This is a genomic window from Bacillus sp. 220_BSPC, from assembly GCF_001054655.1.
In the GTDB taxonomy this organism is placed as follows: domain Bacteria; phylum Bacillota; class Bacilli; order Bacillales; family DSM-1321; genus Peribacillus; species Peribacillus frigoritolerans.
This window is the reverse complement of sequence record NZ_JVPL01000286.1, coordinates 1-12,159: the sequence shown is the minus strand read 5'-3', so window position 1 is coordinate 12,159 and position 12,159 is coordinate 1. Positions and strand designations below refer to the sequence as shown.

At 41.3% G+C, this 12,159-nt stretch carries 7 protein-coding genes and 1 riboswitch; of the genes, 1 reads left to right on the top strand and 6 read right to left on the bottom strand.

Translation table 11 applies throughout. From position 1 onward, the window contains the following. Positions 1–249: 249 nt before the first annotated feature. The 6 genes from ADA55_RS22875 to ADA55_RS22850 all read right to left on the bottom strand — a co-directional run bounded on the left by ADA55_RS22875 (position 250) and on the right by ADA55_RS22850 (position 9,557). A complete protein-coding gene (locus tag ADA55_RS22875) occupies positions 250–1,017 on the bottom strand; it encodes a dioxygenase (RefSeq protein WP_226990533.1) in 768 nt (255 codons plus the stop codon). A 78-nt stretch (positions 1,018–1,095) separates the two neighbouring features. After that, positions 1,096–1,863 carry a polysaccharide deacetylase family protein gene (locus ADA55_RS22870; protein ID WP_048687781.1) on the bottom strand — a complete coding sequence of 256 codons (768 nt, stop codon included), beginning with the start codon at positions 1,861–1,863 and terminating at the stop codon, positions 1,096–1,098. Between the two features lie 104 nt (positions 1,864–1,967). Then, positions 1,968–5,417, bottom strand: coding sequence for a methionine synthase (metH, locus tag ADA55_RS22865; RefSeq protein ID WP_048687778.1), 3,450 nt, complete (start codon positions 5,415–5,417; stop codon positions 1,968–1,970). Further along, positions 5,410–7,257 carry a bifunctional homocysteine S-methyltransferase/methylenetetrahydrofolate reductase gene (locus ADA55_RS22860; protein WP_048687777.1) on the bottom strand — a complete coding sequence of 616 codons (1,848 nt, stop codon included), beginning with the start codon at positions 7,255–7,257 and terminating at the stop codon, positions 5,410–5,412. The genes metH and ADA55_RS22860 overlap by 8 nt, the downstream gene beginning before the upstream one ends. A gap of 103 nt (positions 7,258–7,360) precedes the next feature. After that, positions 7,361–7,459: riboswitch (SAM riboswitch) on the bottom strand. A gap of 111 nt (positions 7,460–7,570) precedes the next feature. Next, complete coding sequence (locus ADA55_RS22855) at positions 7,571–8,221, bottom strand: MOSC domain-containing protein (RefSeq protein WP_048687775.1); 651 nt, start codon at positions 8,219–8,221, stop codon at positions 7,571–7,573. Between the two features lie 493 nt (positions 8,222–8,714). Beyond that, a complete protein-coding gene (locus ADA55_RS22850) occupies positions 8,715–9,557 on the bottom strand; it encodes a Ku protein (RefSeq protein ID WP_048687774.1) in 843 nt (280 codons plus the stop codon). Between the two features lie 150 nt (positions 9,558–9,707). Between ADA55_RS22850 and ligD the strand changes: the two genes are divergently transcribed. Beyond that, positions 9,708–11,555 carry a DNA ligase D gene (ligD, locus tag ADA55_RS22845; protein WP_048687772.1) on the top strand — a complete coding sequence of 616 codons (1,848 nt, stop codon included), beginning with the start codon at positions 9,708–9,710 and terminating at the stop codon, positions 11,553–11,555. Positions 11,556–12,159 lie beyond the last annotated feature (604 nt).

The window sequence follows — 12,159 nt, the reverse complement described above, 5'->3', positions numbered from 1 at the left end:
TGAATAATAAAATTTTAAAGGATAAAACGTTTTCAGATGTTATATTAACATGTTTTTGTCGAAATATCCAAAGGTTAAACCACTTTATACAACCTTTTTTCAACTATATTTCTGCTTAATTCGTCAAAAATCGCTTTTAACTGTCTTTTTTGCTCATTTAAGTCTTTTTTTCGCTAAAAAAAGATTTTTGTATTTTTGTATAATGATTATTTTTCAGGTAAATTTAACTAGTTTGAAAGCCCTTTCACCTCACTCAAACTTCCAAGCTGTTAAACTTAGATTGCCATATTGAAAGCTTCTGTGCAGAAGAGCCGCTTTTTTATGGTCATCCCCTGTGCCCATTGCGATGACCAATGGAATGAAATGCTCTTTGGAAGGCACAGCCTCTGTACTGTAAGGGGCGATATTTTCATAATTGAACAAAGATTGCAAATCCCATTTCATGATTTTTTCTTCGACCCAGTTCTCAAACTCGATTGCCCATCCCTCTGCGACATGCATATCTTTCTGAATATGTGTGAAATTATGGACAATTCCACCGCTTCCTATGATCAGGACATTATTTTCCTTTAATTCCCTCAATGCTTTCCCAATTTCATACTGCTTGTAGAATGGCAGTGAAGGACTAATGGACATAGATACGGTCGGGATATCAGCTTCGGGGTACATGAGATGCAAAAGCCCCCATGCTCCATGATCAAGGGGGCGCCTTTCATCAAGTTCCCCCAAAACATCTATCCTGGACAATAAGGTTAAAATTCGATCTGACAGCTCCAGGCATCCCCTCGCAGGATATGTTATCTGAAATATTTCTTCAGGAAATCCAGCAAAATCGTAAATGACTTCATGCTTCCCCACTGCAGAAATCATTTGATCTTCATTTTCCCAATGTGCTGACAAAATAACGATGGCAGCAGGTTTCTTCATTGTTTGCATATACTCCTTCAAAAAAAGAGTATAGCTATTCTTTTCCAAAGCTAATAGCGGTGTTCCATGTGATAAAAACAATGATGGCATCATAGAGACGATAAATCCTTTCGCATTGTAATCTCAATATCCTATACCTTAATTTACTATAGTTAAACAATGTGTTCATCAATTAAATTGCATTTTCGGCGTAGTCTCATCAATGGTATCAAAGGAATATCCTTCTTTTTTAAGGAATTCAATTATATCAGGCAACGCTTTCACAGTGTTTTTCATACTATTGATATCATGCAATAAGATATTAACATGCTTTTGATTTTTCGTCCCTTTTTGCACAGCAGTAATGATTTGTTGTTCACTTATTGACGGACTGAAGCCATCTGTCGAGTCAATGGACCAATCAAAATAAATATACCCTTTTTCCTTTAGTTGCTGAAGGATTCCATTGATGATTGGTTTCGTTGACGCCTGATGCCGCAGACGATTATTCGAGCCGCCAGGAAGGCGCACAATACGGCTTTTTATCCCATACTCCTCTTGCAGCATGGTTTCAAGCCTATTCAAATCTTGAAAGAAACTCTCAGTCGACCGATAAACGATGGAATAATCATGTGTATAAGAATGAAGGGCGATCGAATGACCGCGGGATATCATTTCCTGATAACATCTCTTTGCGTATGGTTCTTCGTTACCTTTAACGAAAAATGTGGCCTTAACATGATAGCGGTCCAAAATATTCAATATCTCCATGGTATTCAAGGATGGTCCGTCATCGAAGGTCAAATAAGCGATTTTCTGATTCGCCTTACTTTTTAGCAGCGGTGTCATCTCTTCAGGAACCACTGCATGCACTTGAATGTTTTGCACATCCACATCAAACAAAATAATAATGAAAGAACTCGCGATGACAAGAATTAATTTTAGCATCTTCTTCATAGGTGCTGCATCCCCTTCCTTTTGACCATTAAGGTGTACCAGTTAAGGGGTTTCATGCGCAATAAGGCAGCGGTAAAAAATACCGCTGCCTTTATTAAATGAAGTTATCGATCGACATTAAAGTAACGAGCTTCAGGATGTGCAAAAACAATGGCTGAAACGGAAGCCTCTGGTTCCATCATGCATCCTTCAGTCAATTCCACGCCAATATCTTGAGGTTGCAACAGGCGGAATAGCTTCTCCTGGTCTTCCAGATTAGGACAAGCAGGATAACCAAATGAAAACCTTTGCCCGGTGTACTTAGCTGCAAATCGCTCTTTCATGGACATATCAATCGGGTCGCTTATACCTAAATCATCCCGCATTAATTGATGAATTCTTTCCGCGAACCCTTCAGCTGTTTCGAGAGCAAGTGATTGAAGGGCGTGATTTTTCAAGAAATCACCTTCAAGCTTCAGTTTTTCCGCCCATTTCCTGATTCCTTTTCCGGCAGTGACCAGGAAGAAACCAACATAATCCATTTGCCCGGAGGAAATCGATTTTGCGAAGTCCGCTAAACAAAGATGCGGATTCGTATCTTGCCGGGGGAAGTCGAAAGTTTCCAAAACCTCCTGATGATTGTCCGGATTGTATATAAATAGCTTATCTCCTTCGCTTTGAGCAGGGAAAAATTGATAAACTGCATGCAAACCATAATCCGGTTCCGTCTTTAGGAATTCGATCAATTCGTCAACGAGATCATTGAGCTGCACTGCTTTTTCATTCCCTTGCTTAAGCAATTCGATAACTTTGCCTTTTAACCCCAAATGATGACCAATCAGCATTTGCCTATTTATATATGGCTGGACGACATCCAATGGATAGTTTTTCAGGACGTGACGTTTGATATCACGCGGTGTTTGAACAGGAACATCGCTTAAAGGAGCCGCTGTGGACTGCTTACGAACAGGTTTTTCCAACGTGGCAGCAATGGCGGCATTCGCTTTCGATCTTTCTCGTTTCTCGACCAACTCTTCCAGGTACACCACTTTTTTGTCGGCGTCATGTAAAATATTCGTTACCGCCAAACCATCCATCGCATCTTTGGAATATAAAACCGGCCCTTCATATTCAGGTGAAATTTTAAAATCCGTGAATTTACGGGATAATGCTGCCCCTCCAACTAAAATGGGGGTATCTATCCCCGCTTGCCTTAAATCCTGCGCGGTTAAAACCATTTGCTGTGCAGATTTTACAAGTAACCCAGATAGGCCAATGATGGTTGGCTCATGTTTTCGAACCTCTTCGATGATTTGTTGCGGTGCGACCTTTATTCCCAAATCAATGACTTCATAGCCGTTATTGGATAGAATGATATCCACTAGGTTTTTCCCGATATCATGCACATCTCCCTTGACGGTCGCCAACAGGATTTTCCCTTTCTTAGCACTATCTTCAGCGTTTTCCATAAGTGGTTCAAGGTGAGCTACAGCCGCCTTCATCGCTTCAGCACTCTGAAGCACCTCTGCGACAATAAGTTGGTTGTCATTGAACAGCCGCCCCACTTCACTCATCCCATCCATCAATGGTCCATTGATGATTTCCAACGGGGTATCACCGCGCTCTATCGCTTCATTTAAATCATCAATCAATCCTTCTTTCGTTCCTTCGATAATATAGTTACCAAGACGTTCGTCCAATGGCAGGATCACACCATCATCCTTCTTCTCCGCTTTTTTCCCACGATAAAATTCAGTAAAAATCGCTAAAGTTTCAGTTGAAGTCTCAAACAGGAGTGCCTCAGCCAATTTCACTTCCTCTTCCGGTATCAAAGCGAAACGTTCAAGTTTTTCTGTATTCACGATAGCATAATCGAGACCCGCTTTTGTACAATGGTAAAGGAAAACGGCATTTAATATTTCCCTTCCCCTCGCTGGCAGACCGAATGAAACGTTGGAAATGCCAAGTATCGTTAAGCATTCCGGAAACTTTTCTTTAATTGCCTTTATTCCATTCACCGTCTCCAATGCAGATCCAATATATTGTTCATCCCCTGTGCCTACAGGAAATACCAGCGGATCAAAAATGATGTCATTTTTGTTTAGACCGTACTTATTGACGAGCAAATCCACAGACCGTGTAGCCACTTCCAATTTCCGTTCAGCATCAACGGCCATCCCAATTTCATCAATGGTTCCTACGACAACGGCAGCACCATATTGATGGACTAAGGGTACTATTTTTTCAAAGCGCTCCTCACCATCTTCAAGGTTTATGGAATTAATGATCGATTTTCCTTGTGAATGTTTTAATGCTTGTTCAAGTACGACTTCATCCGTAGTGTCTATGACCAATGGGACTTTCACTTTTTTGACGACCTCTTCTACAAATTCCTTCATGTCGCCAAGCTCATCCCCATCAGGATCAGCAAGACAGATATCAATGACATGGGCGCCTTTCTTTACCTGGTTACGTGCAATCTCGGCAGCTGGCTCGTAATGCTTTCCACGTATCAGCTCCTTGAATTTTCGGGAACCGATAACATTCGTCCTCTCCCCTACGAATAAAGGACGCATTGAATCATCATAAATTAGCGGCTCTATCCCTGATACGGCATGACCATGGGCAGTATCCGTAATTGTACGGGGCTTCATGCCTTCGAGTACCCTGGTAAGTTCTTTAATATGCTCTGGTGTCGTACCACAACATCCGCCAATGATATTGACCCATCCCTTTTCGGCAAATTGCTTCATTTTCTCTGCCAGGGAAGTAGGTGATTCATGATAGTGGCCTTCTTCATCAGGGAGCCCGGCATTCGGATAACAGCTGATGGCGCTATTTGATATATCTGCAAGTGTCCTGATATGGTCTATCATGAATTCCGGCCCTGTTGCACAATTAAGGCCGACAGCTACGGGCTTCATATGTTCAACCGATAAATAAAAAGCTTCTATGGACTGTCCTGCAAGTGTCGTGCCCATCGGTTCGATAGTTCCTGATATGATGACAGGCACATCTTTTCCCGTTTTAGCGAATGCTGCTTTGATTCCAGAAAAGGCAGCCTTGACATTAAGCATATCCTGACAGGTTTCCACCAACAGCAAGTCTACCCCGCCATCCAAGAGACCCAGTGCCTGCTCTTCATAAGAATCTGTTAAAACATCAAAAGTAGTGCCGCCCGTTACGGAAAGCGTTTTTGTAGTGGGGCCCATCGAGCCAGCTACATATCTTGGCCATTCATCATTGGAATACTTTTCACAAGCTTTAACGGCAAGCTCAGCTGAAATTTTATTTAGCTTGTAGGCAATCGTACTTATTTGGTATTCCTCAAGGACGATGCTGGTCGCTCCAAAGGTATTTGTTTCTATGATATCTGCGCCCGCTGCTAAATATTTTTCATGAATGGATTGGATGATTTCCGGTTGCGTCAGTGATAAATATTCATTGCAGCCCTCGAATTGTTCTCCGCCAAAATCGTCTGCTGTCAAATTCTCCGCTTGAAGCATCGTTCCCATCGCCCCATCAAGTAGGAGAATTTTAGAATTTAACTGATCTTGAATCGTTTTTTTATTCATGTACTGCCACCTCTGATGTCTGTTTACTATCGACTTTTCTAATATATTTCGTAAGTTCCGCCGTCATTTCATAGCGAAGGAATGGAGTGATTAAATATATGCCCTTGAATTTTTCCCTAGCCGAGTCCACCAGTTCCCGCGCAATATTCACCCCTTCAATCCTTGACTTTACAGGGTCATCCCCCGCTAGAGCCATGGCCCTTCTAACATTATCAGGCAATTTGATGCCTGGGATCTCATTATGGATGAATTCGGCGTTCCGGGTGCTTGTTAAGGGCATGATACCGATGAAAATCGGGGTTTCTAGATGTTTTGTCGCTTCATATACTTCTTCGATTTGCTCCAAGGAATAAATTGGCTGTGTCAAAAAGGATTGAGCACCGCAGGCAATCTTCTTTTCCATTCTCTGTACGGCTTTATCCAGATATTTCACATTGGGATTAAAAGCTGCCGCAATTTTAAAATTTGCCCGTTGCCCCAAACTTTGACCGGAATAGGAAAGACCTTCATTAAATTGTTTGACCATGCTTATCAGGTCAAAGGAAGATAAATCATAAACCGAAGTGGCACCCGGGAAGTCGCCAATTTTTGAAGGGTCTCCGGTGATGATCAATATTTCGTTCAGCCCTACCGTCTGCAGACCCATTAAATGTGACTGCAGGCCAATCAAATTTCGATCACGGCATGTTATATGCACCATCGGATTTATATTCAATTGGTTCTTCAGTAAATTAGCCAGTGCATCATTCGATATCCTTGGTGAGGCAAGTGAATTGTCCGCTAATGTAATGGAATCGACCCCTGCTTTTTTCAAAACCTCAGCACCAGTCATGAAGCTCTCTATCCCTAGCTTTTTCGGTGGATCAAGCTCAACAAGAATCGTCCGTTCCGTTTTGGCTTTTTCGTAAAGGGGAAGTTCCAATTCCCTATCGTTCACTTCAATTACTTCTATTTCACGGGATTTCGTAAATTTCTCTTTCACGGGAGCCAAACTTCCAATTGCATGCTTTACAGCTTGAATATGCAGTGGAGTCGTTCCACAGCACCCTCCTATGATCGCGGCGCCTTGCTCACGAAGTTCCAGGGCACTAGAACCGAAATATTCCGGCACAGCTTTATAAACGAGCCTCCCATCGACATAATCCGGCAGGCTGGCGTTAGGGTAAATGGCAATCGATGCTTGCTTTGGCAAACTCACTTCTTCCAAGGCCCGAATCATATGATGTGGTCCGAGGCGGCAATTCACACCAACTACATCGGCACCCAATTGCTCGAGTTTTTGAAAGGCTTCATTTAAATGGATTCCACTTTGAAGATTACCCAGTTCATGCATCGAGACATTTGCGATAATCGGCAGTCCCGTTTCATTTTTAACGATTTGCAGGACGGTTTCCAGTTCTTCCAGGTCATAAAATGTTTCCAGGAGAATCCCATCAGGATTTTCCATCAACAGACTGTATAGCTGTTCACGAAAACCCCGTTTTATCTCTTCCATGCTTAAATCCGATTTCCTGATACTCCGCTGAGCCCCTATGGTACCGAAGATGTATGCTTTTCCTTTTGCCGCTTTTTTAGCAAGAATGACTCCCTGGCGATTGATTCTGCTCACTTCATCTTCAAGTCCATACCGCTTCAATTTATTGAAATTGGCTCCGTATGTATTCGATTGAAGGATATCTGCACCAGCTTCCAGATAGGCTCGATGGATGGACTCTATTTGATCTGGGTTCGTACAGTTTAATTCCTCATAACATTGATCAATGCCATTAGAGTAAAGCAAGGTCCCCATTGCCCCTTCCCCAATTAGCATTCTTTCTTTTAATTCTTTACGAAAATTCATCATTACACCCTCTCTCAAAAACAATCCTGTTTTTGTCGTATTCTATGAGTATGAGAGAAAAGGAAAAAAAACCTTCTCAAAGAAGAAGGTTTTTGAAACATTCTCCTCATCTATCAAGCTCTGCTTGCTGGATTTAGCACCTTTGCCTAAGCTGGTTGCTGAGGTTTCTTCGGGCCAGTCCCTCCACCTCTCTCGATAAGATCCATTTATATAATTTTCATAAGATTTCAAAATTTGATTATATTTAATTTACATTAATAATCTGTCAATTTCAATACCTGATCGACATTTTTTTCACTTTTGCAAAAATCATTCAATTTTTTGCTGCTTGAACCCTCTTCAAGATCCTTTGTTTCCAGTCTTCCGCTAACGAGTCTAGTGTAAGTAAAGCCTTAGCACCTTCCAGCCCATCTCGTTTATGAAGGATGACCTCTGCTGCGTAATGGACAGAAATTTTTTCTTGTAGACGATCTATTAGCACAATCTCGTTTTGTTTATTTATCGTTCCTTCTTGAAGTACTCTTGCAAAATAACCAGTGAAACTCGTTTTCAGCACGAGTTCCAAAAACTTAGGTTCTTGATTGAAGAAGGAAATGGTCGAACAAGGTATCCTCCCTTGGTTAATTTGAACAATCACATCGCCTATTTGATAAATATCGCCGATATACGTTGTTTCTTCCCTCATCCCCGCTATAGTTAAATTTTCACCGAATGCAGGGATATCCAGCTTTTTGGAGAATTTTTCATTCCATAATGAATAATGCTCAAATGGGTAAAAGCACAAAGCCCGATCAGGACCTCCATGGAACTTTACATTACCGACACCATCGCCGATTATGCCAGCTTTAGTCACTGTCAAATTATCCTGTGCTTGTTTATCCATGGCTGAAAAGATATCGATATTCGAAAAAATTTCATGTTTCGGCTTCCCCGCATGTAGTGATTTGATTTTTCCATTTTCCATTTTGCATCTTCCATTCATATTAAATTTATATCATCCTATATGTATAAATTATACTAAAAATCCATTTTATTCAGTACCTTTTTATATGTATATGAAATGAAAAAGCCATATGAGCAGTTAATGGGCGAAATATCATTGATTTCCAGAAAAATTCATAGGTTAGTTTCAGTAATTTAGTTGCTATTTCAGAATTAAATATGGTAGAATATGAACACAATATATAGTCGAAAACTACAACCGTTCGCCTATATGTTGATTTTCACGATTGAATTCCTCATTGTCGCTCTTTAGGGAGCGAATTTTTTTTGCTTTCATTAATATCCACTAATTCCCTGTAATTCCATTCAGTTTCTTGCATCTTGATCGACTCACCTATTTGTACTTTCCTTCCCTCCTTATCAAGTCCCTTTCATTTCCTTATTAGAAGCCTGATTCCTTGCAAAAACAAGCAGAAAGCCGAGCGACATCATCCGTCTTCCGCTCAGCTTCCTGTTTACGCTTGTTTCTTTTTTTTTGGTGCCGCTTTCTTTCGGGTCGTCTTTTTCTTTTCCGGTTCATCATGTTTTGTACGGTCTATGGATGCCTGTAATGCCTCCATTAAATCGGTTACATTGTTGGAAACTGGTTCTTTTGTTTTCGCTGTAATCGTCGTCTGTCCCGTTTTCTTCGATTCAATCAATTCTAGTAACGCGGTTCGATAGTCATCGGTATATTTTGTCGGATCGAAAGTAGTCGTTAATTGATCTATCAATAATACGGCAGTATCGATTTCTTTTTTTACTATGGTATCATTGGCAGGGATATTCGGAACATCCGCTGTGGAGCGGACTTCATCCGGATAATGAATCGTTTCCATAACCAAGGTATTATCAACGACTCGGATTACCGCCATTTGTTCTTTGGAGCGAATGATGATTTTTGCCAAACCAACCTTATTCGATTCCTTGAGGGCCTGCCTCAAAAGGGAATAAGCTTTTATCCCCCCGTCATTTGGGGACATGTAATAACTCCGGTTAAAATAAATGGGATCTATTTCTTCAATTTTAACGAAATCCACGATTTCCACGGCTTTTTCTTCGTTTTGTTTTTTTAGTTGTTCTAGTTCATTGTCTTCCAATACAACAAACTTTCCCTTTGTATACTCAAAAGCGCGGACTATATCATCCTTCCCCACTTCTTTCTCGCATACTGGACAAACCTTTTCGTATTTAATCGGTGTATGACATTCCTTATGCAACGTCCTTAAAGATATATCCTTATCCTCCGTTGCAGCATGAAGTTTGATCGGAATGTTCACCAAACCGAATGATATGCTCCCCTTCCACATCGTATGCATATTCGTCACCTCATAACTTATTTTTGATGAGAAGAACAATTTTATTATTCCCCTTTGTTCAAAAAAAACCGAAAAAACAATTGCCAACTCTAACACTTCGTTTTTTTGGCAAAATAATGTTATCAATTATTTGCGGAGGTAAATACAAAAATGAAACCGATGCTGCCTACCTATTACCCTGAAGCCCCCAAATCCAAGGATTGGCGTTATGAAGTCAAATATGACGGCTTTAGGGCTATTTTAACGATAGACTCCGATACCATAAGCATTTCGAGTCGAAATGAAAAGGAATTATCACCTCAATTCCCAGAAATCATTGCTTTCATCAAAGACCTGGACCTGGAAGGTTATCTCCCGCTTCAATTAGATGGAGAATTGGTCTGGCTTACGAATCAGGCGAAGGCGGACTTTTTTCAAATACAGTGGCGAGGACGCCTTGGGAAACAATCCTTAATTTCAGAAAATGCCCGTTTTTCCCCATGTCGGTTTATAGCGTTTGACCTGCTTCGCATCAGCGGAAAAGACGTAGCAGATAAACCTATGGTGGAACGAAGGGAATTGATGTTGAATATGGGGGGAAAACTCGGTCTTCCTATGCCTCCTGATCCCACCGATAAGGCTTTGATACAATTAATAGAGAGTTTTGACGTTTTGGATATTGCATTGAATAAGGTCACCTTGTTAGATGGTGAAGGGATTGTCGCCAAGGAAACTCGGGGTGCTTGGCAAGAAGGAAGACGTACAACATCTTGGATTAAGGTGAAAAATTGGAAGACCGCTTCTTGTTTCATCACAGCATTGCACAAAGAAAATGGCTACGTGTCCCTTGCAGTTTTCAAAGAAGGTGCCGTAACGAAAATCGGGAGTGTCAAAAATGGACTGAGTGCTCGAGATAAAAGTATATTGCATCAATTGATCAAGCAAAATGCATCAAATGAAGACGCACAATTTTTTTATATCCATCCATCCATTTGCATTGAAGTTCAATTCTTGCACGTATATGAGGAAAATGAATTGCGTGAACCTCAGTTTTCGCAGTGGCTTTTACAAACTTCTCCCGACGAATGTACCTGGGAGAAATTCGTGCTAGGGCAATATACATTTCCAGATACTGTACAAATAACTTCCAGGGATAAACCGCTTTGGAAAACAGAAGGTAAACAGGTGGTAAAAGTAGAATACCTTCATTATTTACGGGAGGTTTCAGCTTTCTTCTTACCCTTCTTGAAGGATAAGCTTCTTACAACGATCCGCTATCCTCATGGAACTTTGGATAAAGAAAGATTTTTCCAAAAAAACAAACCTGATTATGCGCCGGACTTTATTAAAACGTTCATGGATGAGGATATCGAATATATGCTGTGTAACGACATTGAAACTCTCCTTTGGTTTGGTAATCAACTTGCATTGGAATTTCATGCCCCATTTCAGAAAGCCGGTAAAACAAGACCCGACGAAATCGTCCTGGACTTGGATCCTCCTTCCATCGAATATTTCTCCTTTGCGGTAAAGGCTGCACAGGAAATAAAAAAGGTGATGGAATCATTAAGGATTAAAGCTTTTGTAAAAACCTCAGGTAACAAAGGACTGCAAATTCACATCCCTCTGCCTGAAGACAGATTTACTTATCAGGAGACACGCATATTCACTGACTTTCTCGGTGATTATTTAACAAGTTCCCACCCGAATGATTTTACAACGGAAAGAATGAAAATAAATCGGCATAATCGACTTTACTTGGACTTTGTGCAGCATAGTGAAGGAAAAACCATCATTCTTCCTTATTCCCCACGGGGAAATTCTTTCGCTGGTGTGGCTACACCTTTGTTTTGGGAGGAAGTGAACGAAAGTCTCCAGTTACAGGACTTTACGATTGAAACCCTACCAAACAGAATAAAAAGAGACGGGTGTGCGTTTATGGATTACCGACTGGTAGATAATGGACCAGCCTTTTTGGAAGTATTGTCGTTCCTAAAACAAAAAAAGACCCTTAACTAATTGGTATGATGGAAAGTTGCTCTAGAAAATCGCTTTCCGCGGGCGGTTTTTGCTTTGATGCAGCTTTGCAGACAGTCGAGCGGTTAGGGAGCGGACTTCTGAAAATAACTCGAACGTTTTTTTGAAGGTTAGTAATTCTGATCGTTGATTTCCAATCCAGGCACTCGCTTTCCGCGGGCGGTCCGCCCTCGGCGCTGGCCTGTGGGGTTTCCCTTGGCCACGCTTTTCCCGCAGGAGCCTCGTACCTTCTGTTCTGTTCCAATCAGCTTTGGATAGAACCCTTTTGTTCACAAACCAGATAGTAATTATTTGCCGAAAGTTTTTTTGTGGGTTTGTAAAATGGGAACGTTGATTTCCACTCCAGGCACTAGCTTTCCGCGGGCGGTCCGTCCTCGGCGCTCTTGCGCCTGTGGGGTCTCCTTTGGACTCGCTTTTCCCGCAGGAGTCTCGCGCCTTCCGTTCCAATCAACTTTGTGTATTAAAAGAAAAACTGCTGGCTCGTCTTATTCCGAATCCTATTTAAGACTAGTTTATCCTTCAGTTTTTTTATGTAATCCTTAATGGATGGAAGAAATTTGCGACACTCCTGCCGAATAACTGGCTA

Coding starts and splice junctions, on each gene's coding strand:
- metH (WP_048687778.1), bottom strand. CDS start 5,417: ATGAATAAAAAAACGATTCAAGATCAGTTAAATTCTAAAATTCTCCTA.
- ADA55_RS22860 (WP_048687777.1), bottom strand. CDS start 7,257: ATGAATTTTCGTAAAGAATTAAAAGAAAGAATGCTAATTGGGGAAGGG.
- ADA55_RS22855 (WP_048687775.1), bottom strand. CDS start 8,221: ATGGAAAATGGAAAAATCAAATCACTACATGCGGGGAAGCCGAAACAT.
- ADA55_RS22875 (WP_226990533.1), bottom strand. CDS start 1,017: ATGCCATCATTGTTTTTATCACATGGAACACCGCTATTAGCTTTGGAA.
- ADA55_RS22870 (WP_048687781.1), bottom strand. CDS start 1,863: ATGAAGAAGATGCTAAAATTAATTCTTGTCATCGCGAGTTCTTTCATT.
- ligD (WP_048687772.1), top strand. CDS start 9,708: ATGAAACCGATGCTGCCTACCTATTACCCTGAAGCCCCCAAATCCAAG.
- ADA55_RS22850 (WP_048687774.1), bottom strand. CDS start 9,557: ATGCATACGATGTGGAAGGGGAGCATATCATTCGGTTTGGTGAACATT.